Below are 22,244 nucleotides of genomic sequence, written 5' to 3' on the forward strand. Positions count from 1 at the left end.
ACATGCGCACGATCCTGCTGTCGGCAGCCTTGCTGGTCGCCGGCTGCCGGCAGGACATGGAGGACCAGCCGCGCTACGATCCGCTCGAAAGCAGCAACCAGTTCGCCGACGGCATGTCGGCGCGGGCGCCGGTCGAGGACACGGTCGCACGCGATGCCGATCTTTCGCCGGTACCCGACACGTTTCCCTATCCGGTCACGATGACGCTGCTGCGGCGAGGCCAGCAGCGCTTCGACATCTTCTGTTCGCCTTGCCACGGCCGCGCCGGCGACGGCCACGGCATGATCGTCGAGCGGGGCTTTCCGGCGCCGCCCACCTATCATCAGGACGCGTTGCGCAAGGCGAGCGACAGGCATTTCTACGACGTCATCAGCAACGGCTATGGCGCCATGTATTCCTACGCGGCGCGTGTCCCGCCTGCCGACCGCTGGGCGATCGTCGCCTATATCCGCGCCCTGCAATATTCGCGCGATGCACCAATTGCCGAGCTGCCGGAAAGCCTCCGCGCCGAGCTCAATGCGGAGCCGGATCGATGATGCGGGCGATGATGCGGCTTGCCGCCGAACGTTTGATTTTGCCGGCGCTTGCCGTGGCCGCCGTAGGACTTGTGCTTTGCGCCACGGGATTGGCCTTCGACTTCAGAGCCATGTTGGCCGGCTGGCTGCCTGCGGCGCTCTTCCTGCTCGGCCTACCGCTCGGCGCGCTGACCATCCTGATGGTGCATGGGCTGACCGGCGGCCGCTGGGGCGAGGCAATCCGCCAGCCGCTGCGCGCTCTCGTCGCGACGCTGCCGCTGGCGCTGCTTCTGCTGCTGCCGGTTCTGGTCTGGCTTGACCTGGTCTTTCCTTGGGCGAGTGCCGACGCGGCTGCATTGCCTGAGACCGTGCGCCAGAAATTCTTCTATCTGAACGTTCCGTTCTTTTTGCTGCGCTTTGCCGCCTGCGGCGCGATCTGGCTGGTGTTGGCGTGGCGTGTGCTCGACTGGACAACGGCCGATGGCGGCCACGGCAGCGCCGGCCGCGGCAAGGCCTATGCCGCTGGATTGATTGCGCATGGGCTGGCGCTCACGATCTTTGCCATCGATTGGATGCTCTCGCTCGAGCCGGAGTTCTCCTCGACCATCTATGCGCTGCTGGAAGCGTCCGCCGAAGTCGTTGGCGCTTACGCCCTGGCGATGACGGTACTGTGCGTGAACCGCTCGATCGAGGTCATGCCGGGCGGCGAGGAGGATGTCGCGCTCAGCGAGGATTTGGCCAACATGCTGTTCGGCTTCGTGCTGCTGTGGACCTACCTGTCGTTCATGCAATGGCTGGTGACCTGGGGCGGCGACCTGCCGAACGAGATCCGCTGGTACCTCATCCGCAGCAGCAATGGCTGGCAGTATCTGCTCTGGCTGCTGATTGCGCTGCAATTCGCGATCCCCTTTGCCGAGCTGCTCAGCCGGGATCTGAAGCGCAGCCATGCCGGCCTGCTGTCGATCTGCGGCATCGTGCTGGCCGGCCACTACGTCGATGTCCTGTGGCGGATCAGACCGCCGTTGGCGGACGGTAATGTGATCGCATTCTGCTACGATCTTGCCGCGCTGGCAGGAGCTGGCGGCCTCTGGCTTGCGCTGCTGCTTTTCGTGCTTGGCCGGCCGGACCGGATCGCCCTCTGGTGCCGGAGGCCGGTCCATGGCTAGGGCGGCCCGCCATCCCGAAACGCGTGACGTCTGGCCGGGCGCGCTGCTTGCCTTCGCGGCCGGCCTGCTGCTGCTCCTGGCCGCAACAGTCATCGTCCTCGGGTTCATCTTCGACACCAGGCCGTTCTGGCCGCTGCCGGGACCGTCATCGGTCGGCAAGCGGGGCAGTCCAGCCTTGCAGCGCTTTCCGGAAGACGACCTCGCTGCCTTCCGCAAGGCGGAGGAGCGGGAGCTGAACAAGGTCGGCTGGGTCGACCGCACCGCCGGCATTGCCCGCATTCCGATCGAGGACGCCATGTGGGCGATCGTCAGCCATGGTTTGCCGAACTGGGGGCAGCCGGCGCCGGCCGCCGGCGCCGACTGCCGATTGGTCGAGGCCGAGATACCACGCGCGCCACAGGCCGCGCGCTGCCGGACCGCGCCAGGCCAGGGAGGCCGGCCGTGAAGGCCTGGCTAACTGCTTTTTCCCTTCTCGCGGCACTGCCGGCCATGGCTTTCGCACGCCCGGCCTTCGATCCCGAGATCGGCGCGCAGCTCAGCCTCGACCGGGTGTTTCGCGATGCGTCCGGCGAGCAGCGCACGATCGGCCAAATGCTTGCCGGCCGGCCGGCGCTGCTGATTTTCGGCTACGACAAATGCCCGAACCTTTGTGGTGTGACCCAACAGGCGGTCGCCTCGGATTTGAAAAAGACCTCGCTCGACCCCGACACCTATCGCGCTTTGTTCGTCTCGATCGATGCCGCCGACACGCCCGAAGATGCGGGCGATGCGCAAGCCACGGTCGCCGCGGCGGCCGACGCGAGGAACCTGTCGGCGTGGCGGTTCCTGACCAGTGCCGACGGCGCCGGCGGCGCCCTTGCCGCGGAAGCCGGCATCAGTTTCGACACCCACGCCCCGATCGACCAATTCGCCCATCCGATCGCGGTCATCGCGCTGACGCCAAAAGGCCGGATAGCGCAGGTGCTGCCGGCGCTGAGCTTCACGTCGCGCGATCTTGAGCTTGCCCTTGTCGAGGCATCTTCCGGCAGGCTCGGCTCGATCGCCGATCATGTCTTCCTGCTCTGCGCCGGCTTCGATGCGTCCAAGGGGCGATATACGCCGGCGATCTGGGCTGCGTTGAAGCTCGCCAGCATCGTGATGGTGGTGGGGTTGGCGACGGCCATACTGCTGCTGGCGCGCGGGAGGCGGGCGTGAGCTTCGGCATCCGGTTTTTCCCGCAGGAAGCCTCGTCCATCGCAGGCAGCGTCGATGCCTTGTTCTACACATTGCTGGCTTTCGCAGTCGCGCTCGGCCTGTTCCTGACCGTTCTCGTTGTCGGCTACGCCGTCAAATATCGTATCGGCTCCGCAGCCGACCGTACCGGGGCGCGTGCCCGCAGCCTGCCGCTGGAGATGACGTGGACCATTGCCAGCCTGGTGATGGCCTTCATCTTCTTCGGCTGGGGCGCAGTCCTTTTTGTCCGGCGCGACCGTCCGCCACCGGACGCCGTCGAGATCGCCGGCCTCGGCAAGCAATGGATGTGGGAATTCCGCCATCCCGGCGGCCAGCGCGAGATCAACGAGCTGCACGTGCCGGTCGGCAAGGCGGTGGTGGTGTCGCTGGCATCACAGGACGTCATCCACTCCTTCTACGTGCCAGCCTTTCGGGTCAAGCAGGATGCCGTTCCCGGACGCACGGCCAATGTCTGGTTCATCGCCACGCAGCCGGGGCGTTATCACCTGTTCTGCGCCGAATATTGCGGCACGCAGCATTCCGAGATGGGCGGCTGGGTGACGGTGCTGGCGCCGGAGCAATATGCATCATGGCTCGGCAGTCAAGGTGAAGGCGAAAGCCTTGCCACGAGCGGCGGGAAACTGTTCCGCGCGCTCGGCTGCTCCGGCTGTCACGGCAATTCCAGCAAGGTGCGGGCGCCCGGCCTCGATGGGGTTTTCGGCCAGCCGGTGGCGTTGGCCAACCGGCAGACGGTCATCGCCGACGAACGCTATCTGCGCGATTCGATCCTTGTCCCGAACAAGGAAATCGCCGCCGGCTACCAGCCGGTGATGCCGAGCTTCGACGGTCTCGTTGACGAAGCCGAACTGCAGATGCTGATGGCCTATCTCAAATCCCTATCGCTCCAATCTCCCTCGTTCCCGGCGGCAAAAAACGAGGCGCCGCAATGAGCAGCGATTTGGCGTCGGCAAGCTATCTCGCAGAAGGTGCCGGGCCGCGCTCCTGGCTGCTGACAACCGACCACAAACGGGTGGCGTGGCTCTATTTCGTCTCGCTGACGGCCTTCTTCTTCCTCGGCGGAACCTTTGCCGTGCTGATGCGCATCGAGCTTGCGACGCCGGCCGGCGACCTGGTCTCCGACGATGTCTACAACCGGCTGTTTTCGCTGCACGGCATCATCATGGTGTGGCTCTTCCTGGTGCCGTCGATCCCGGCAACGCTCGGCAATTTCCTGCTGCCGCTGATGATCGGCGCGCGCGACCTCGCCTTTCCACGGCTCAACCTGGCAAGCTGGTACGTCTTCATGTTCGGCAGCCTGTTCGCGCTCGCCTCGGTGGTTTTGGGCGGCGTCGACACCGGCTGGACCTTCTACACGCCGCTGTCGACGCTCTATGCCAACGGCTTTGTCTCGACCGCGGCATTCGGCGTTTTCATTGTCGGCTTTTCGACGATCATGACCGGCATCAATTTCATCGTCACCGTCCACACCTTGCGAGCGCCTGGCCTCACCTGGTTCCGGCTGCCGATCTTCGTCTGGACGCTGTACGCCACCAGCCTGGTGATGGTGCTGGCGACGCCGGTGCTTGCAGCATCGCTGATCCTCATCGTGCTGGAGCGCGTCTTCGGCATCGGCATCTTCAATCCCGCCCTCGGCGGCGATCCGCTGCTGTTCCAGCATCTGTTCTGGTTCTACTCGCACCCCGCCGTCTACATCATGATCCTGCCAGGTATGGGAGTGGTCTCGGAAGTGCTGCCTTGCTTTAGCCGCCGGCCGCTGTTCGGCTACAAGGCCGTCGCCCTGGCTTCGATGGCGATCGCCGTCTTCGGCTTTCTCGTCTGGGGCCACCACATGTTCGTCAGCGGGCAGTCGGCCTATGCCGGCGTGGTGTTTTCGTTCCTGTCCTTCTGCGTCGCGATCCCATCGGCGATAAAGGTCTTCAACTGGAGCCTGACGCTGCGCAAGGGCGAAATCAGCTTCGAGACGCCGATGCTTTATGCGCTGTTCTTCCTGGCATTGTTCACCTTCGGCGGGCTGGCCGGCCTTTTCCTTGCCGCGCTCGCCATCGACGTCCACGTTCACGACACCTATTTCGTCGTCGCCCATTTCCACTACATCATGGTAGGCGGCATGGTGACCGCCTACATGGCAGGGCTGCATTTCTGGTGGCCGAAACTCACCGGCCGAATGTATTCGGAGGTTTGTGGCCGTATAGCCGCGGCTGTGACCTTCATCGGCTTCAACCTGACCTTTTTTCCGCAATATGTGCTCGGCTTTCTGGGCATGCCGCGGCGCTACCATACCTATCCGCCGGAATTCGCTTTCTGGCACATCCTGTCGTCGGCTGGCGCCGTGGTGCTGGCGATCGGCTATCTGATGCCGCTCCTCTACTTGGCATGGTCGCTGTTTCGAGGCGCGCAGGCGCCGGCCAATCCGTGGCGAGCGACCGGGTTGGAATGGCAAACAAGCTCGCCGCCGCCAGCGCATAATTTCGATCGCATGCCGACCGTCACCAGACCAGCCTACGACTATCCAATGAAAGGCCTGACCGAGAAACGGTCGGACCCGGTGGAGGATCTGGTTTGAAGTCACCGACGACAAGCATCGCCTTCGACCGGCCGGCTCGCGAAACGGCTGCCGACAGCTTCGCCATGTGGGTGTTCATCGGCTCCGAGGCGATGCTGTTCGGCGCCATCCTGCTCGTCTTCATGTTCGCCCGGTTGAGTTATGGCGACGCCTTCGCCGGCGCGGCGAAGCATCTGTCGCTGCCGTTGGGCACGGCCAACACCGTCGTCCTGATCACCAGCAGTTTTGCCATGGCGCTCGCCCATATGTACACGGTCGCGCGGCGATGGCGCGCCGCTGGCTGGGCATTGGCTGCGACGGCGCTGCTCGGCGTCGTCTTCCTGGCGATCAAGGCGACGGAGTACGCCAGGGAATTCAGCGAAGGGCTGGCGCCGGTGCTCGGCGCACCTTTCATCTATAAGGGCCCGGATCCTGTTCATGCCGAATTCTTCTTCGGCCTCTATTTCGCGATGACGTCACTGCACGCCTTGCATCTGATTTGCGGCGTAATCGTCATCGGCGGCATCCTCGCGCTGTGGCCACGCACGATCGAGGCCAGCCGGTTCCGGCGCGTGCAGGCAATCGGCCTCTATTGGCATTTCGTCGATGTCGTCTGGGTCTTCCTGTTCCCCGTCCTCTATCTGATCAACAGATGAGCGAGTTCCGCAAACTCACGCTTGCTTATATCGGGCTTTTAGCCTTGCTGGCCCTGACCGTCGGCTCGTCCTTCCTCGCGCTCGGCGGCTTCAATTCGGCACTCAATCTGGTGATCGCCGCGGCCAAGACCGCCGTCATCGCCATCCTGTTCATGCATCTCGCCAACGACGGCGTCCTGCCGCGTCTTGCGGTCGCTGCTGCCGGGTTTTGGCTGATGATCCTGTTCGGGCTGACGCTGATCGGACAATAGGCCGAAGCGGCGCACCTCGTGATGCCTTGCCTGCGCTCGGACCGGCCTCATATGGCCCGCTTTTGCCCGGCCGCCAGCGTAGAAATCTTTTGGCCGTGGCCATTGAGTTGCCGGGCCTCGTCCTCGGCTGCGTCTTCGAGCTTGGCGACGAGCAGATCCTTGAGGTCGCCAACCTCTTCCTCGATGTCTTCGATGGGTACGCCGGCATCGGCCGCCTCTTCCTTGCATTCCCTGGCGAGGATTTCCGCCTCCCTTTCAAGCTTGATCGGAGGCGGCGGCACATGAACGTTTTCGTGGATCCAGTCCTGCAAGAATTCTATCGCGCTGTCACTCATGGCGCTCACCTATAGCGGCAACCCTGTAGTGCACATTAACGTACGTGCTGCAAAATGGATGCTTGGCAACGCCGGATTTCGGGTAGCGATACTTGACGATAGCGTGATCGCTTAGGAACTGGAGCTTCTGCAGCCAAATGGAATCACTTGGCGTCGCGGAATTGCGTCTAACCAGACAGTTGGAGCGGGATCTAATTTGAAAGCATCCCGCCCTAAGACGTGTTGCGCCGACGCGCCGGTGTTGCTCGATTCGGATCGCTTGTCGGCCGACCATCGTCATCGGCAGCAGCCGGTCGTGTCGGCCGCTCAGCGGCGCGGTCGGCGCGCATTTTGCGTTTATGCGCCATCCAGAACGGCAAGAGCTCGGCAAGAAAACTGTATATCGTGGTCTTCATCGGCATGCTCCGGACACGGGTTACAACTCGTGATCCCCGAGTTCCGTTCCGACAAAGAGTTCCGTTCCGACAAATCCGTCGCTTCTACAATTGCGATTCGATCGGCAGGCAGCCAACCAGCGCTGCAACGATGCGCCGATAGAGACTGGCCTCCGGTTCACGCGAATATTGACGCATCTCGCCATCCGCCATGCCGAGCCACCGCAAGGCCCCTTTGTCCAGGACCAGTTGATAGCTCGTCTGCGGCGACTTTTCGTGCTCGAACAGCCGGCGCAACTCCATCACCAGATTGGCATCGTGGAAAAGCACGCCCATTTCCGCATTCAACGACACCGAACGCGGATCGAAATTGAAGGAACCGACAAACCCCAGCGTGTCGTCGACCGTAAAGGCTTTGGTATGGAGGCTGGCTCCCTTTGAGCCGAAAACGGAGATGTTGGCCTGGCGGTTGAAGGGTTGCAATTCGAAAAGCTGGATACCTTTTTTAAGCAGCTTGCGGCGGTATCTGGCATAGGCGCCGTGCACGGCGGCGACGTCCGTCGCGGCGAGCGAGTTGGTGAGGATTGCAACCTCGGCGCCACGATCCACCAGCTTCGACAGGATGGCCAACCCGGTGCGGCCGGGGATGAAATAGGGCGAGACGATTTCGAGGCGCTGCCTGGTCGCCGCGATAGCGGGAAGCAGCTCTTTGGTCAGCCAGTTCCTGCGCCGCTTGCCGCGCACCTTTTCCGGCGGATCGGAAATGACGCGAACGCCTTTCGTCCAGCAGACGTCGCTGTGCGCTGCAATGAACTCCGTGATCGTGCGCCAGGCACTGAGGCTGTTCAAAAGCTGGCCGTCCGCGGTCGCATCGAGATTGTCGAGGAAATCGGCGCGCGAGCCCACCGCAGCCGGGTTGAGCAGCTGGATCGGCTTTGCCGCCTCGCAATTCCAGAACGCCTCGAATATCTGCATCGTCTGCCCTACGGCAGGACCGAGAAGCAACAGGTCGAGATCACGGAAATTTGTCTCCGCGGCGTCGAAATAGGCATCGCCGATATTTCTTCCTCCGACGATGGCCAGGCTCCCGTCGGCGATCCAGGCCTTGTTGTGCATGCGGCGGGTCATCGCAAACAGCCGGGCGACCATCTCCAGCGAGCGAAAGATGCTGCCGTTCCTCATGCCGCTGGGGTTGAACAGCCTCAGCTCGATGTTCTTGTAGCTGTTGAGCGCCAGGTAAGCGGCGTCGCTGTTGCGCGGATTGATATCGTCCAGCAGCATGCGGACGCGGACACCGCGCTCCGCCGCCTTGACGACCTCCTGCATCAGCAGCCGGCCGCTATGGTCGTCGTGCCAGAGATAGTACATCAGGTCGAGGCTGCTGGTGGCACTGCGCGCGGCAAGGATTCGTGCGGCAAACGCGTCATAATTGTCGGCGATCAGCACCAGCCCGCTATTGCCGGCAGCGATCTTGTCCCGGGCAAACCGCGAAATGGCTGTATCCATAAAGTGCACCGACAAACATCAGCGAAGCAAACCGTCTGAAATCTGACTAACAACCCTTCAGGTTCATTCTGGTTGCAGTCGCGGCTGCCTTATCGCGTCAAGGTTCAGCCGGGCCTTGATGGGCAGATGGTCGGAGGCGCGCTGCGCCAGCGGCGTCTTGTGCACCTCGATGCTGGAAATCAGGTGCGGCGGCCTGGCCAGGATGCGGTCGAGCGCAAACAGCGGAAAGCGCGACGGAAAGCTCGGCAGAACCGCATCGATCGGACCGAAATGCGGCAGCAGGGCCAGCAGCGAAGACCTGTTGCGGACGCGCCATTCGTTGAGGTCGCCAAGCAGGATTGTTGGCCGCAGAACCGGGTGCGTGGCTTCGACAAGTGCGTTGGCTTGCTGCGAGCGCGAGCGCCGCAGCAAGCCGAAATGCGCGGCTATGATCCTGAGCGAGACGCCCTTCAGCTCCAGGTCCGCAATCACCGCGCCGCGCGGCTCGAGGCCGGGCAGCCGGATCTGGTTCACGCTTTCGACCACGCCGCGGCGTGCCAGGATCAGATTTCCATGCCAGCCATGGCTGCGGCGGTTTTCCGGGATGTGTGTGGGGACGAGATCGCTGTCGCGCTCGAGTGCTGCGAGATCCAGCAATCCCTGCCTGCTTCCGGTTCTTTCGTCGGCCTCCTGCAAAGCGATGATGTCGGCGTCGAGTTCCTTGACCACGGCCGCGACCCGCTCCGGATCGAACCTGCCGTCGGTGCCGACGCATTTATGCACATTGTAGGATGCGACCGTAGTGCATGAAATTTCATTGCCGGGTGCCGCAAACCGCGGCACTTCCCTTCGCAGCGCAGCGCCAAGCGACCTTGGGAGGGTAGGCGATCGATCCAGCATGTGGTCCATTTGCTGTTGAGTCGGCGAGTGGCGGCCATTGCGATTATGGCGCGTGCGGAGGTCTGAAACAACGACGACCTTGGAAAACCGTTCCCGTCGGTCTTCTTCCACCGCGAGCAGCGGTGAGGTTTCATTGGAAGTCCGCCTCTGTCATGGAACAATCGCAGCCGCGCGCGGTTCAGCAAACTTGCGCCGAAAACGATCTGACGCCATGCGGCGTGATCGAAACGGGATGGCCGGATCATGGAAACACCCACCTTCTGCACCACGCCGTTGCTGCGCATCGCGTACATCGCCGGTGGCCCTGGAGCCGGCGCGCCCGTTCTGCTTCTCCACGGCTGGCCGGACGACGCAACCACCTTCACGCGCATTGCGCCTGTCCTGCATCGTGCCGGCTTCCGCACCTTTGCGCCGTGGCTGCGTGGGTTCGGCAAAACCACCTTCCTGTCGGACGAGACCATGCGATCCGGTGAAATTGCCGCCATGGCTCAGGACGTGATCGATTTCGCCGACGCATTTGGCCTCGGCCGTTTTGCGGTCGTAGGCCACGATTGGGGCGCGCGGATCGCTTACCTGCTCGCCTCGGTATTTCCCGAACGGATACGGTGCTGCTCGGCATTGTCGCTTGGCTGGCAGCCGGGCGAATTCGCAACGCCGCCGTTGGACCAGGTCAGGGCATTCTGGTACCAATGGTTCATGGCAACGGATCGCGGCGCCGAGATCGTTCGCCAGCAAGGCAAGGCGTTCGCGCATTTTCAATGGGAAAGCTGGAGCCCGCCCGGCTGGTTCGAGGAAGAGCTTTTTGACAGCGTTGCCGCTTCCTTCGAAAATCCCGATTGGGCCGACGTGACGTTGCACTCCTACAGGGTTCGCTGGGGCGAAGCCGATCCCGATCCGCGCTACGCCGATCTTGCCCGGCGCCAGATTTCCGCCAAGTCCATTCCCGCGCCTACTCTGACGATCCACGGCGATGCCGACCGCGTTGTGCTGCCACAATCGTCCGAAGGCAAGGAACTATACTTCACGGCCCATTACGAGCGCCAGCTTCTGGCTGGCATCGGCCACTTTCCGACGCGCGAAGCACCCGAGCGCGTTGCCGATCACCTTGTCGGGTTCCTCGACAGTTTCGGAAGAGGAGAAGCGTAGAACTGGAACCCTGACCGGCGATAGTACGTTTCGGGAAGGCAGCGCAGTCAACGGAGAAGTCGAATGCAGTCCTTAGCCGCAGATTCCGCCCCCCGCCCAGGCCCGCTCAGGATTGTCCCGTTTGATGGAACCGTGACCGTCCGGTTCTCCGATGCCATTATTGCGTCGAGCGAGCGGGCAAAGGTGCTCTATGAAGACGGCCATGATCCTGTTTTCTACATACCCTTCGAGGACATCTATTTCGACCTCTTGGAGAAGACGAACACGACGAGCCACGGCCCGCTGAAGGGCACGGCAAGCTATTGGCGTGTTCATGCGGTCGGTTCGTCGGCAGAAGACTTCATGTGGGCCTACGAGACGCCCGACACCCCGGCATTGGCGATCGCCCGCCATGGTGCGTTCGATCCCGGCAGGGCGCGGATCGACGCCGATCCCGCGGAAGACAAGCGGCACACGCCGCACGTCACCGAGTAGACCCACATCGGCGACAGCCGCCAGCTGTCCGTCAGCTCGCGAACTCTTCCCTGAGAATGCGCAGGCCGTCTTCGTATTTCGCTGTCGAGGCACCGATCTGCCGTGCCTGCCATAGATTGTCGGCGAGATCCGCGCGCTTGATCGGCAATGCCAGCGGGTTGGCCGCAGCCCTGCGAACGAACGCGGCATCGCCCTCATTCGGCCGCCGCGTCATGGCATCGACGGCCGATACGATGGACGGTCCAAACCCGGCCGCCTCAAGCCGGTCGCGGTTCCAGCCGTCGCCTTTTTCGACGACGTCGTGAAGATAGGCGATGGCTTTCTGGTCGAGCGTTTCGACGGCATCGACAACCCGACGGCAATGTTCGATATAGGGCCGCCCTGTCTTGTCAGACTGTCCGGCATGGGCCTGTTCGGCGATTTTCGCTGCGCGATAAAGCACGCTCATTGGGTCGACCCCGTAACGAACAGCGCATGTCCTGGCTAACGCGCCATCGTCAGCGCGAGTTCCGATGCACCGCGGGAACCCTGCTGCCTCACTTGCGAGCTGAATGCCGCGGCGGCGGGCCCGACACGTCAGGAGACGCGTTCAAAACTGTCGAGGCTGGTTCCAAAGGCGCGCCAGGCGGGCAGTTTCCTGGCTCGGGCCGGGGCACCTTCCTTTTCCGCCGACAAAGCGGCTTCCGCAACGGTGTGCCACAGCATCTCCAGCTTCCCATCCCTGAGAATGCCGGTATAGCTCACCGCTGCGGCTCCGACCCGCCCTTCGGCCGCGCAAGTGAAGCCGATGACGTCTCCACGGCAGGCTCCGAACAGCGGCACCGTCATCCCGAAAAAGGCGCTGTCCTCCAGCGCCGTCCGGAAGGTTCCGCTGATCCGTCCGCCCTCTTCGCTGGTCAGTTCGACCACCGACCCGTACTGATTCCGCCAGGTGCCCAGCCAACTCATCGCTGCTCCTCCTGATTGCTACCACAGGGATTGCGCTAACACACGGCCGCCAAGCCGCGGCCGAGGCAGCGGCCTTCAATCAGCCGCGATGCCAGCCATCGACATCTGAACGAAGCGCAGCGGCGCTTCCAGCGTCCAGCTGATGCCGTGCCTGGCGAATTCCAGGCGGCCGGTGCCGCTGAGCGCCTGCGGCGTGACGCGTTTGAGCACAACCGTTCCGAAACCGCGTCGCGTGTTTTCATCGACCAATGGTCCGTCCAGCTCCCGCCAGACAAGGCGGAAGCCATCGCTGCCATCGGCGGCTGGGGTCACGGTCCATTCGACCTCGACCCGTCCGTCATGGTGCGACAGCGCTCCGTGCTTTACCGAATTGGTGGCCAACTCGTGAAAGGCAATGCCGAGATATTGCACGGCGTTCGGCTGCAGCATGATCATCGGCCCGCTCATCGACAGCCGGGCCTGTGTCGCGAAGGCCTTGGTCTGGGCATGGATCAATTCGCCGATGGTCGCGCCACGCCATTCCGCATCGACCAGGAGGTCGTGCGATTCCGAAAGCGCCATGATGCGTTCCCGGACCCGTGAAAGGAAGGCCTCTGGCGTACCGGCCAGCTTGCTGGTCTCGCGGATCATCGAGACGATCACCGAATACTGGTTTTTAACGCGATGGTTGACTTCGCGCATGAGTGTGCGGATGCGCCGTTCGCTTTCCTTGTGGGGGCTGATGTCGCGCGCGATCTTGGAGGCGCCGATGATACGCCCGATGCCGTCGCGTATCGGCGAGATGGTGAGCGAAACCGGAACCAGGGTGCCGTCCTTGCGCTGCCGGATAGTCTCGTATGAAGGAATCCGTTCGCCGGCGCGAATGCGGCTGATGATCATGGCTTCCTCATCCAGGTGGTCGGGCGGGATGAGGATCGTCACCGGGCGCCCGATCGCCTCGGCGGGCGTATAGCCGAACAGGCGTTGTGCCGCGTCGTTCCAGCTGGTGATAATGCCGTTCAGGTCTTTGGACACGATGGCGTCCATCGAGGATTCGACGATGGCGGCGAGCCTTATGCCGGCGTCGTCGGCCAGCGTCTGCATGCGCAGGTCGAGCAGGGTGTTGATGGCACCGACAACCTCGCCGGCTTCATTGCGAAGCAGGACCGGATGCGCACTGAACGGGATGAGTTGGCCGTCCGGCCGCTCGGCGATGGCTCGGCCCCCACGAACGTCCCGCTCCTCGAGCAAGGCAACGGCCATTGGACACTCGTCATGCGCCATCGGTCGCCCGTCGAGGTGGCGAAGCTTCCATGACCCGCACCAGCGATCCTGGCCGATAACCGGACGATATCCCCAGAGATCGGCAGCGGCTTCGTTAAAGAAGGTAATGTAGCCTTGTTTGTCGGTGGTGTAGACGGCCACAGGCAACGCCTGCATCAGATCGGCGGAGGAAACTTGCGGGATCCCGCCAGTCCTTAGTTCAACGACGTCCACCAGTCCCCCGCTCCGCTTGGCTTGCCGACGGATTGCTACGTCATCTAAATGCGCGCGAGCGTTTTCGGTTCCGTTCGATCCGCTTTCGGACATTCAGGCTGATTTGCGTTTCGGGGCCGTTCTCGGCTTTTTGCTGGGAGCCTTGCCGCCTTCCTGCGCCAGGCTTTTGCGCAGAACATCGGCGAGATTGATGACGTTCGTCTTGGGCTCAGGTGCCGGCTTGGGCGGTTTCTTGCCCTTGCGCTTGGCCTCGATCATTGCAACCAGCGCCTGTTCATAAGTATCGTCGAACTTCGACGGGTCGAATTTGGCGGGCTTCTTGTCGATCAGCAATTGCGCGATTTCCAGCATCTCGGGATCGACCTTGCGAGCCTTCAGCCCTTCGAACACCGCGTCCGCCGCGACCACTTCATTGTGGTTGCGTAATTCCGTCATCAGCATGCCCTTGCCCAGCGGCTGGATCAGCACCTCTCGGCCTCGCTGGTACAGCACGACGCAGGAGCGGGCTGCTACCTTTTTCCTGGCCATGGCGTCCCGGATCACCGCGAAAGCCTCCGTGGAGGGCGCATCGGCCGGAACGAGATAGTAGGGTTTTTCGAGGTAGCGTGCGTCGATTTCGGCGGCAGGCACGAACTCGCCGATCTCGAGCGTATGCTGCGATACCATCTTCAGTTTCTTGATTTCGTCCGGCTCTATATGGATGAACTCACCCTTTTCGACCTCATAGCCTTTTACCTGCTCCGCCGCCGCGACCGTGTCGCCGGTCTCCTCGTCTAGATAGGCGCTCTTGACCGGGAGACCGTCCTTGCGGTTCAGGATCCTGAAATGCACTTTCTCGGCCTCGCTGACGGCACCGATGATCTTGACGCCACAGGAAACCGATCCGACTTTCATAAAGCCCTTCCAGGCAGCTCGCGGCGTCGCCATGTCGATCACTCATTTGTCGAACGGACGGAACGGCTGCGCGCGGAAATCGTTCCGCCATGGCAGGCTGTTCCACATGCCGGCCCGGACGTTCGTTTCATTTTCGTCAGGGGAAATAGCGGAATGGCCCAACGCAGCGCAGGATTGCTCATCTTTCGCCGAAGGGAAGGACATCTCCAGATCTTGCTGGTGCATCCGGGCGGCCCATTCTGGGCGACGAAGGACGACGGCGCATGGTCGATCCCGAAGGGCTTGGTCGACGAGAACGAGGACGAGCTGGCGGCGGCAAAACGCGAGGCCGAAGAGGAGCTAGGCGTCGCCATCGATGGCGTTTTCGAACACCTTGGCAGCTACAGGCAGCCGGGCGGCAAGCTCGTCATCGCATGGTGCGTCGAGGCGGATTTCGACAGCGACGCCATCAGCAGCAACACCTTTGTCATGGAATGGCCGCCAAGGTCCGGCTCGATGAAGGAATTTGCCGAAGTCGACAAAGCGGGCTGGTTCTCCCTGCCTGAAGCCAACCTCAAGATCCTGAAAGGCCAGCGCGCCATGCTGGCGGACTTTGCCGGCCGGCATGGCGACGGATGAATTTGTTTCAGCCCAGTTCTTAGGGCAGTGCTCGGGCTTCCTCACCGCTCTGCTTTAAGCGCGTTGCGGCCGCAGCGTGCGCAACGTGATCGAGTAGCGATGCTCCGCCCCCGGCGGAATGCTGTGCTCCCATTCGCTGCGCGCGGCGCCCGTCATCAGATAGGCCGATCTTGGCTCGACGGTGACCGTCTTGCGGTCCCATCGCGTGCCGTTTTTCCGCCGCAGGCGAAAGCTGCAGGCGGCCAGCAGGGAAACACCGGCGACGGCCTCGAAATGAGGCTTGTCGCGGTGCCAGCCAATACCGGCGCCCGGCCGGTACTCGTTGATCAGCACCTGCACGAAGGTCTCGGCGGGCAGGCGGGCGAAGGCTGCAACCTTTTCCCTGAGCGGCAGCAGAAAGCCGGGTATCGGCGGTGCCTCGACGACTTCGCGCCGGTCGTAATCATAACGCAGCCCAAAACCGACCACCCGCCGGTTTGCCAGATGGCCGTGAAAGTCGAAGGCCTGAAAAGGCAGGCTTGCGAGCTGGCTCGCCAACGCTGCTTCTTCGTCCGGCGTGATCAGTTCGGGCCGGTAGCGGAATCCTTCCGGCAGATCGTCGGCGGCGGCAAAGAGATCGCCCTGGCGGGCTGCAGCCGATGTCTTGGGCGATGGCATCAACCGTATTTGGTAAAGCCGGCCCGTAGCGGCAAGGCTACTTCGGCAGGAAGGAACCTCGCTCTCCGTGCAGGGTTATTCACACGACGGGGTGGATTGGACCTGTTGAGAATGCCTTCAACTGCGATCAGAAGCATCGATTACCAGCCGGCGACGAGGGTCCTCTCCGTATGGTTCGTCCCGAGCGGAAACCGCTATGATTACGAGGACGTGCCGCCGCAGGTCCACGCGGCATTCCGCAAAGCCTCGTCAAAGGGCCGGTTCTTCAACGAGCATATTCGCGACCGGTACAAATACCATCTGGTCGAGCAGAGTCATTCGAGCTGAGCCTTCAGCCGCTTCCCACGATCTCGGCTCTCCGCCATGCTTGGCCGCGTGGTGGCAATGAGCGGACTTCGCAGTTGGCGAGCGACCTGATATTGATCATGGTCCCACCCAAAACATCGAAAGCTTGGAATGTCCGCCGAAGCCGAAAAAACCGAGCGAAGGCGAGACCTGGCCGAAACCCGGCAAGCTCGGAGCACTGATCGCTCAATCGCTGACCGAAAATGCCAAAGCCCGGTTCGAGGTGGATTCTGCCCCCGGCAAAGGAACGCGGGTGACCATCGTGTTCAACAGATCGGCCGCCCTCGCGACGCAGCCGGTCGAGCAAGCGCCGCCATTCGAGGCCATCCGCCTCAGCCGGCCCCCTCCATCACCTTGCGCGTGTGGCGGGCGATGACCCCTTCTTCGTCGGTCGCCACGATGCGGACTTCCACCTTGCTCTCCGCCTGGCTCATCAGCGCGGCATGAGAGCTGTTGGCGGCCTCGTCGATCGCCACGCCGAGCCAGCCAAGCCTGTCGCAAATCGCTTTGCGGACCGGGGCAGAGTGCTCGCCGATGCCGGCGGTGAACACCAGGCATTCCAGCCCGCCCAGCGTGTTGGCGAGGGCGGCAACTTCCCTGGCAGCGCGGAAGGCGAAAAGCTCCACCGCTTCGCGAGCCCGGCGGTCGTCGCTGGCCTCCAGCGTGCGCATGTCGCCGGAAATGCCGGACACGCCGAGCAGCCCGGATTCCTCGTAGAGCATGTCTTGCAGCGCCTCTCCCGAAACGCCTCTTTCCAGCAGCAGGTACAAAAGCACGCCCGGATCGATGGCGCCGCAGCGTGTGCCCATGACCAGGCCGTCAAGCGCCGAAAAGCCCATCGTCGTATCGACGCTTCGCCCGTCGCGCATGGCGCACAGGCTCGCCCCGTTGCCGAGATGGGCGACGATGGTTCTTTTCGTCGCCAGATCGGGCGATATCTGCTTGAGCCGGCCGGCGACATATTCGTAGGAAAGCCCGTGAAAGCCGTAGCGGTGGATGCCGTCTGCCTCATAGCGGCGCGGCAGCGCAAAACGGCTGACCAGAGGCTCGATGGTCCGATGGAAGGCCGTGTCGAAACATCCGACCTGCGGCAGGTCGGGCCGCAGCGCGGCAAGCGCCCGGATTGGTGCGAGGCTGCGTGGCTGGTGCAATGGCGCAAGCGGGGTCAGCCTGTCGAGAGCCTCGATAACTGTCGGCGTCAGGCGGACAGGTTCGACGAACTCGCGTCCGCCATGGACGATGCGATGGCCGGCGGCGATCAATTTCCTTCCGCCAAGTTCGTTCTCGATCCATTGCAGCGTCTGGCCGATGCCCATGTCGCGTGATGCGTCTGCGGCAAGTGGCCGATCGCACTGCAGCTCCCCATCGGCGGCTTTTGCGGTCAGCCTTGGCGCATCGCCCAAATCCAGCGAACCGCGCGAGGCAAGATCCAGCTCAGCGGACACTCCAAGATCGTAAAGCCCGAACTTGATGCTCGACGAGCCGGCATTCAACGCAAGGATCGATCGTCGCATCAATCGCCGGCCCTCGTCGCGCCGTCCTGCGGCCAAGACCATTTCTGGATCTCGGGCATGTCCTCGCCATGTTCGCGGACATAGGCCGTGTGCTCAGCCAATTTCCCGTGCAACACCGCGGCAAGATCCTTCGCCCGCTCGGCCAGCCCCGGCACACGCGCGATCGCGGCGAGCGCCAGATGATAGCGGTCGAGCTGGTTGAGCACCACCATATCGAACGGCGTCGTCGTCGTGCCTTCCTCGCGAAAGCCGTGCACATGCATGTTGTCGTGGTTGGCGCGCCGGTAGGTCAGACGGTGAATGAGATAGGGATAGCCGTGATAGGCGAAGATGACCGGCTTGGCCCTGGTGAACAGCGCGTCGAACCTGTCGTCGGCAAAGCCATGCGGATGCTCGGAATTCGACTGCAAAATCATCAGGTCGACGACATTGACGACGCGGATATTCAGGTCCGGAATGCCCGAGCGCAGGATATCGGCTGCAGCCAGCGTCTCCAACGTCGGCACGTCGCCGGCGCAGGCCAGGACCACATCCGGATCTTCGTCCTTGGCAACCGTCCCGGCCCATTCCCAGATGCCGGCGCCGGCCTGGCAGTGTGCTTCCGCGCCTTCGGCGGACAGCCATTGCGGCGCCGGCTGCTTGCCGGCGACGATGACGTTGATGCGGTTGTAGGTTTTCAGGCAATGGTCGGTGATCCACAGCAGCGTGTTGGCGTCGGGCGGGAAATAGAGCCTTACCGTGTCGGCTTTCTTGTTGGCGACGAAATCGGCAAAGCCCGGGTCCTGATGGCTGAAGCCGTTGTGATCCTGTCGCCAGACATGCGAGGTCAGCAGGTAGTTGAGCGAGGCGATCGGCTTGCGCCAGGCAAGTTCGCCGGAGGTCTTCAGCCATTTGGCGTGCTGGTTGACCATGGAATCGACGATGTGGACGAACGCCTCGTAGCACGAGAACAGGCCGTGGCGGCCGGTCAGCAGATAGCCCTCCAGCCAGCCTTGGCAAAGGTGCTCGCTGAGCACTTCCATGACGCGGCCGTCGCGGGAAAGATGGACGTCGTAAGGCTCGATCCGCTCCATCCAGATCCGATCCGTGACCTCGAACACATCGTCGAGGCGGTTGGAGGACGTCTCGTCCGGCCCCATCAGTCGGAAATTCCTGGCACCGGCGTTCAAGCGGATCACATCGCGAAGATAGCTTCCGACGGTCCGCGTCGCCTCTCCGACAGCACCGCCCGGACGCTGTACGTCGAGCGCCAGGCCTTTCCAGTCGGGGAGCACCAGGTCTTGTTTCAGCAGGCCGCCATTGGCGTAGGGTATTGCACCCATGCGTCTTGACCCTGTGGGCGCCAGCGCCGCGAGCTCCGGCAGGAGATGGCCGCCTTTATCGAACAGTTTTTCCGGCTCGTAACTGCGCATCCAGTCTTCCAGGATCTGGCGGTGCGCCGCATCGCCGCGTGCATTCGACACCGGCACTTGATGCGAACGCCAGAAATCCTCCACCTTCTTGCCGTCGACCTCTTTCGGCCCAGTCCAGCCCTTTGGGCTGCGCAGCACGATCATCGGCCACAGCGGCCGCTCTCCCTTCCAGCCCGCGGCTCTTGCAGGCTCCTGGATGGAGTGGATCCGGTCGAGCACGGTATCGAGCGTGCGGGCCATCTCGCGGTGCATCGTGGCAGGTTCATGACCTTCGACAAAGAAGGTCTCGTAGCCATAGCCGAGGAACAGGCTGCGCAACGCCTCGTCTTCCATGCGGCCGAGGATCGTCGGGTTGGCGATCTTGTAGCCGTTGAGATGCAGGATCGGCAGGACGGCACCGTCGGATGCCGGGTTCAGGAACTTGTTGGAATGCCAGGCCGCGGCGAGCGGGCCGGTCTCGGCTTCGCCGTCGCCGACGACGCAGGCAACCACAAGGTTCGGATTGTCGAAGGCGGCGCCGAAGGCATGGACCAGCGCATAGCCGAGCTCTCCGCCTTCGTGGATCGAGCCGGGCGTCTCCGGAGCCGCGTGGCTCGGCACTCCGCCGGGAAACGAGAACTGCCGGAACAGCTTGCGCAGGCCGTCTTCGTCCCCGCCGACCTCGGGATAGATTTCGCTGTAGGTGCCCTCGAGCCAGGTGTTCGCGACCATTGCCGGGCCGCCGTGACCCGGCCCGCAGATGAACAGGACATCGAGACCACGTTCACGGATAATCCGGTTTAAATGCACATAGATGAAATTGAGGCCGGGCGTCGTGCCCCAATGGCCGAGCAGCCGTGGCTTGATGTGCTCGGGCCGCAAGGGCTCACGCAAGAGCGGATTGTCGAGCAGATAGATCTGGCCAACCGAAATGTAGTTCGCGGCGCGCCAGTAGCGGTCCATCAGATCGACCTGGTCAAGGCCGGTTGTTTGCGCAGTGGTGCGAGCCTCGTCGTTCATGGAAATGCCTCCGGAATACCCTCGTCCGTCGTTATCTGGGGTGGCGTCGCGTCGGAGAAAGGATTTGCCTCGAAATAAGTTTGGGCGGCGTGGCCAGCGCCCGCTTGCCGATCCTGCAACCCGCCTCGCCACACAAAAGCGGGTCGGTCTTTTGGGGAACCTCGGGGCTTGCTAACGGTTAGGGAGATGCACCGCATTGCTTGAATCCAAAGGGACTGCCGAGGCCCTGAGATACGAGCCGGCCGAGGTGGCGTTGAGCAGCTTGGGCGATTGTAGCGGAGGCCCATAGGAGGAGCAAAAAGATGCTCGATCTCTCCCATGCCCGCAACCAAATGGTCGACATCCACTTGAGCCGCCGTGGCATTCGCGACCGCAATGTCCTTCAGGCGATGCGCGAGGTCCCGCGCGAGGCTTTCGTCGAGCCTGGTTTCGAAGAATTCGCCTATGAGGACGGGCCGCTGCCGATCGCCGAATGTCAGACGATATCGCAGCCCTATATCGTTGCATTCATGATCGAAATGGCGGAGATCGGAGCCGGCGACCACGTCCTAGAGGTCGGCACCGGCTCGGGCTATGCGGCTGCCGTAATGAGCCGGATCGTCGAACGCGTCTACACGATCGAGCGCCACGCCGCGTTGGCTGAAACGGCAAGGCAGCGGTTCAAAAAGCTTGGCTACGACAATATCGAAGTCCGCACCGGCGACGGCACCAAGGGCTGGCCCGAGGCGGCACCCTTCGATGCGATCCTGGTTGCGGCCGCCGGCCCCGGCGCGCCGCTCGCCCTGCAGGAACAGCTCGACGTCGCTGGCCGGCTTGTCATCCCGGTCGGCGATGAATTCGACTCGCAGCGCCTGCTCAAGGTCACCCGCACCGGCGCCGCAACCTACACCGAGGAGGATTTCGGCGGCGTGCGGTTTGTTCCGCTGATCGGCGAGCAAGGCTGGGGCGAGCCAGGCAGCGACAGCCAAATAGCGGCCGATCTTCCGCACCGGCATCAGCGCAGGAGCAGCTTGCCGCAGATGATAGCGGCCGCCGCCGAACCGCTTCCGGATTTCGACGATCCGGCCTTCGGTGCGCTGTTCGACCGGTTTGCCGACCGCCGCGTCGTCTTGCTCGGCGAAGCCAGCCACGGCACATCGGAGTTCTATCGTGCGCGCGCGGCGATCACTCGCACGCTGATCGAGAAGCATGGCTTCACCATCGTCGCGGTCGAAGCCGACTGGCCCGATGCCGCGGCGATCGACCGCTACGTCCGCCATCGGCCGCCACGGCCCGGCGCAGATCCGCCGTTCCAGCGCTTTCCCACCTGGATGTGGCGCAACACCGATGTCGCGGTGTTCGTCGACTGGATGCGAGAGCATAATGAGCGGATCAGGCTATCTTCCCGGCGGGCCGGGTTCTATGGCCTCGACATCTACAATATGGGTGGATCGATTGCGGCGGTCCTGCAATATCTCGATCGGGTCGACCCACAGGCCGCAAGGATCGCACGCGAACGCTACGGCTGCTTGACGCCGTGGCAGAACGACCCGGCCACCTATGGCCGTGTCGCACTCACCTCCGGCTACCAGAAATGCGAGAAGGCCGTGCTCGAGCAATGCCGGGAACTGCTTTCCAGAGAGCTCGACTACGCGCAGCAGGACGGCATCGATTTCCTCGACGCCACCCAGAACGCCCGCCTGGTCGCCTCCGCCGAGCGCTATTACCGCACCATGTATTACGGCGGCGCGCAATCCTGGAACCTGCGCGACACCCATATGTTCGAAACGCTGGACCACCTGCTGCAGGCCCGCGGCCCGAACGCCAAGGCGGTGGTGTGGGCACATAATTCCCATATCGGCGATGCCCGCTACACCGAGATGGGGATCGTCAGGGACGAAGTGAACATCGGCCAGCTCTGCCGCCAGCGTTTTGGCGACGAGGTTGCCTTGATCGGGCTCAGTACGCATTCCGGGACGGTGGCCGCCGCCACCGACTGGGACGGCGACATGGAAGTGAAACCGGTTCGGCCTTCCCACAACGACAGCTATGAGCGGCTTTGCCACGACAGCGGCGTCTCGCCTTTCCTGCTCGATTTCGAGCGCGACGACACGCTGCGCGAACGGCTTCTGGAGCGCCGGCTGGAACGCTTTATCGGCGTCATCTACCGGCCCGAAACCGAGCTCCACAGCCATTATGCGGACGCCTCGCTCGCCCGCCAGTTCGATGCTTTCGTCTGGTTCGATGAAACCAGTGCCGTGACGCCGCTTGGGCCGGAACATGCGGGGACAGGCCTTCCCGAGACCTATCCTTTCGGGCTGTAGC

Annotated in this window: 23 protein-coding genes and 1 pseudogene; 14 read left to right on the forward strand and 10 right to left on the reverse strand. The window is 63.0% G+C overall.

The annotated features are described in order from the left end of the window. Positions 1-2 precede the first annotated feature (2 nt). Genes NKH16_RS10980 through NKH16_RS11015 form a run of 8 tightly spaced genes read left to right on the forward strand, consistent with a single transcriptional unit; the run spans position 3 to position 6,363 of the window. Positions 3-536, forward strand: a complete 534-nt coding sequence (locus tag NKH16_RS10980) for a c-type cytochrome (RefSeq protein ID WP_352457837.1) — start codon at positions 3-5, stop codon at positions 534-536. Further along, positions 533-1,681, forward strand: a complete 1,149-nt coding sequence (locus NKH16_RS10985; protein WP_352899276.1) for a hypothetical protein — start codon at positions 533-535, stop codon at positions 1,679-1,681. Before NKH16_RS10980 ends, NKH16_RS10985 begins: the two co-directional genes overlap by 4 nt. Continuing rightward, positions 1,674-2,126 carry a hypothetical protein gene (locus NKH16_RS10990; RefSeq protein WP_352744873.1) on the forward strand — a complete coding sequence of 151 codons (453 nt, stop codon included), beginning with the start codon at positions 1,674-1,676 and terminating at the stop codon, positions 2,124-2,126. The genes NKH16_RS10985 and NKH16_RS10990 overlap by 8 nt, the downstream gene beginning before the upstream one ends. Then, a complete protein-coding gene (locus NKH16_RS10995) occupies positions 2,123-2,875 on the forward strand; it encodes an SCO family protein (RefSeq protein WP_352899278.1) in 753 nt (250 codons plus the stop codon). The genes NKH16_RS10990 and NKH16_RS10995 overlap by 4 nt, the downstream gene beginning before the upstream one ends. Then, a complete protein-coding gene (gene coxB / locus NKH16_RS11000) occupies positions 2,872-3,843 on the forward strand; it encodes a cytochrome c oxidase subunit II (protein ID WP_352701979.1) in 972 nt (323 codons plus the stop codon). Before NKH16_RS10995 ends, coxB begins: the two co-directional genes overlap by 4 nt. Then, the gene (gene ctaD, locus NKH16_RS11005; protein ID WP_352899280.1) at positions 3,840-5,477 is read left to right on the forward strand and encodes a cytochrome c oxidase subunit I; all 1,638 of its coding nucleotides are present in this window, start codon (positions 3,840-3,842) and stop codon (positions 5,475-5,477) included. Before coxB ends, ctaD begins: the two co-directional genes overlap by 4 nt. Beyond that, positions 5,474-6,112, forward strand: a complete 639-nt coding sequence (locus NKH16_RS11010) for a cytochrome c oxidase subunit 3 (RefSeq protein WP_352744865.1) — start codon at positions 5,474-5,476, stop codon at positions 6,110-6,112. Before ctaD ends, NKH16_RS11010 begins: the two co-directional genes overlap by 4 nt. Next, on the forward strand, positions 6,109-6,363 hold the full coding sequence (locus NKH16_RS11015; RefSeq protein ID WP_352744863.1) for a cytochrome C oxidase subunit IV family protein: 255 nt from the start codon (positions 6,109-6,111) through the stop codon (positions 6,361-6,363). Before NKH16_RS11010 ends, NKH16_RS11015 begins: the two co-directional genes overlap by 4 nt. A 47-nt stretch (positions 6,364-6,410) precedes the next feature. Here NKH16_RS11015 and NKH16_RS11020 read toward each other — a convergent pair whose 3' ends face one another. The 3 genes from NKH16_RS11020 to NKH16_RS11030 form a co-directional block, all read right to left on the reverse strand. Further along, positions 6,411-6,698: a hypothetical protein gene (locus NKH16_RS11020; protein ID WP_352744861.1), complete on the reverse strand. Its 288-nt coding sequence runs from the start codon at positions 6,696-6,698 to the stop codon at positions 6,411-6,413. A 479-nt stretch (positions 6,699-7,177) separates the two neighbouring features. Beyond that, positions 7,178-8,578 (reverse strand): phospholipase D family protein, encoded by a 1,401-nt coding sequence (locus NKH16_RS11025; RefSeq protein WP_352449561.1) that lies wholly within the window; start codon positions 8,576-8,578, stop codon positions 7,178-7,180. Between the two features lie 63 nt (positions 8,579-8,641). Beyond that, positions 8,642-9,457 (reverse strand): endonuclease/exonuclease/phosphatase family protein, encoded by an 816-nt coding sequence (locus NKH16_RS11030; protein ID WP_023677076.1) that lies wholly within the window; start codon positions 9,455-9,457, stop codon positions 8,642-8,644. Positions 9,458-9,700: 243 nt separating this feature from the next. Between NKH16_RS11030 and NKH16_RS11035 the strand changes: the two genes are divergently transcribed. Continuing rightward, positions 9,701-10,603 carry an alpha/beta fold hydrolase gene (locus NKH16_RS11035; RefSeq protein WP_352457822.1) on the forward strand — a complete coding sequence of 301 codons (903 nt, stop codon included), beginning with the start codon at positions 9,701-9,703 and terminating at the stop codon, positions 10,601-10,603. Positions 10,604-10,666: 63 nt separating this feature from the next. Then, positions 10,667-11,077, forward strand: a complete 411-nt coding sequence (locus tag NKH16_RS11040; protein WP_352473066.1) for a DUF427 domain-containing protein — start codon at positions 10,667-10,669, stop codon at positions 11,075-11,077. 31 nt (positions 11,078-11,108) lie between these two features. Here NKH16_RS11040 and NKH16_RS11045 read toward each other — a convergent pair whose 3' ends face one another. From NKH16_RS11045 to ku, 4 genes are all read right to left on the reverse strand, one after another. After that, the gene (locus NKH16_RS11045; RefSeq protein ID WP_352899284.1) at positions 11,109-11,525 is read right to left on the reverse strand and encodes an HD domain-containing protein; all 417 of its coding nucleotides are present in this window, start codon (positions 11,523-11,525) and stop codon (positions 11,109-11,111) included. A gap of 128 nt (positions 11,526-11,653) precedes the next feature. Further along, positions 11,654-12,025 (reverse strand): avidin/streptavidin family protein, encoded by a 372-nt coding sequence (locus NKH16_RS11050; RefSeq protein ID WP_352457824.1) that lies wholly within the window; start codon positions 12,023-12,025, stop codon positions 11,654-11,656. Positions 12,026-12,100: 75 nt separating this feature from the next. Next, positions 12,101-13,501 (reverse strand): PAS domain-containing HWE histidine kinase family protein, encoded by a 1,401-nt coding sequence (locus NKH16_RS11055; protein ID WP_352744855.1) that lies wholly within the window; start codon positions 13,499-13,501, stop codon positions 12,101-12,103. Between the two features lie 93 nt (positions 13,502-13,594). Then, a complete protein-coding gene (ku, locus tag NKH16_RS11060) occupies positions 13,595-14,428 on the reverse strand; it encodes a non-homologous end joining protein Ku (protein ID WP_352821721.1) in 834 nt (277 codons plus the stop codon). A 120-nt stretch (positions 14,429-14,548) separates the two neighbouring features. Between ku and NKH16_RS11065 the strand changes: the two genes are divergently transcribed. Then, positions 14,549-15,013, forward strand: coding sequence for an NUDIX hydrolase (locus tag NKH16_RS11065; RefSeq protein ID WP_352449554.1), 465 nt, complete (start codon positions 14,549-14,551; stop codon positions 15,011-15,013). Between the two features lie 54 nt (positions 15,014-15,067). On the opposite strand, the gene NKH16_RS11070 is transcribed toward NKH16_RS11065, so the two are convergent. Next, complete coding sequence (locus NKH16_RS11070; protein ID WP_352449553.1) at positions 15,068-15,670, reverse strand: alpha-ketoglutarate-dependent dioxygenase AlkB; 603 nt, start codon at positions 15,668-15,670, stop codon at positions 15,068-15,070. Between the two features lie 111 nt (positions 15,671-15,781). On the opposite strand from NKH16_RS11070, the gene NKH16_RS11075 reads away from it, so the two are divergent. Then, positions 15,782-15,997 (forward strand): KTSC domain-containing protein, encoded by a 216-nt coding sequence (locus NKH16_RS11075; RefSeq protein WP_352859057.1) that lies wholly within the window; start codon positions 15,782-15,784, stop codon positions 15,995-15,997. Positions 15,998-16,154: 157 nt separating this feature from the next. Further along, positions 16,155-16,391, forward strand: a pseudogene (locus tag NKH16_RS11080) (hypothetical protein); the annotation flags it as partial. Here NKH16_RS11080 and NKH16_RS11085 read toward each other — a convergent pair. Then, entirely contained in the window at positions 16,348-17,529 is a 1,182-nt protein-coding gene (locus NKH16_RS11085; protein ID WP_352899290.1) for an acetate/propionate family kinase, read from the reverse strand. The pseudogene NKH16_RS11080 and the gene NKH16_RS11085 sit on opposite strands and share 44 nt — an antisense overlap. Further along, positions 17,529-19,940: a phosphoketolase family protein gene (locus NKH16_RS11090; protein ID WP_352899292.1), complete on the reverse strand. Its 2,412-nt coding sequence runs from the start codon at positions 19,938-19,940 to the stop codon at positions 17,529-17,531. Before NKH16_RS11090 ends, NKH16_RS11085 begins: the two co-directional genes overlap by 1 nt. Before the next feature lie 302 nt (positions 19,941-20,242). Here NKH16_RS11090 and NKH16_RS11095 point away from each other — a divergent pair, with 302 nt between their 5' ends. After that, the gene (locus NKH16_RS11095) at positions 20,243-22,243 is read left to right on the forward strand and encodes a protein-L-isoaspartate(D-aspartate) O-methyltransferase (RefSeq protein ID WP_352899294.1); all 2,001 of its coding nucleotides are present in this window, start codon (positions 20,243-20,245) and stop codon (positions 22,241-22,243) included. Position 22,244: the final 1 nt, after the last annotated feature.

Source organism: Mesorhizobium sp. M1307, from assembly GCF_040318155.1.
In the GTDB taxonomy this organism is placed as follows: Bacteria; Pseudomonadota; Alphaproteobacteria; order Rhizobiales; family Rhizobiaceae; genus Mesorhizobium.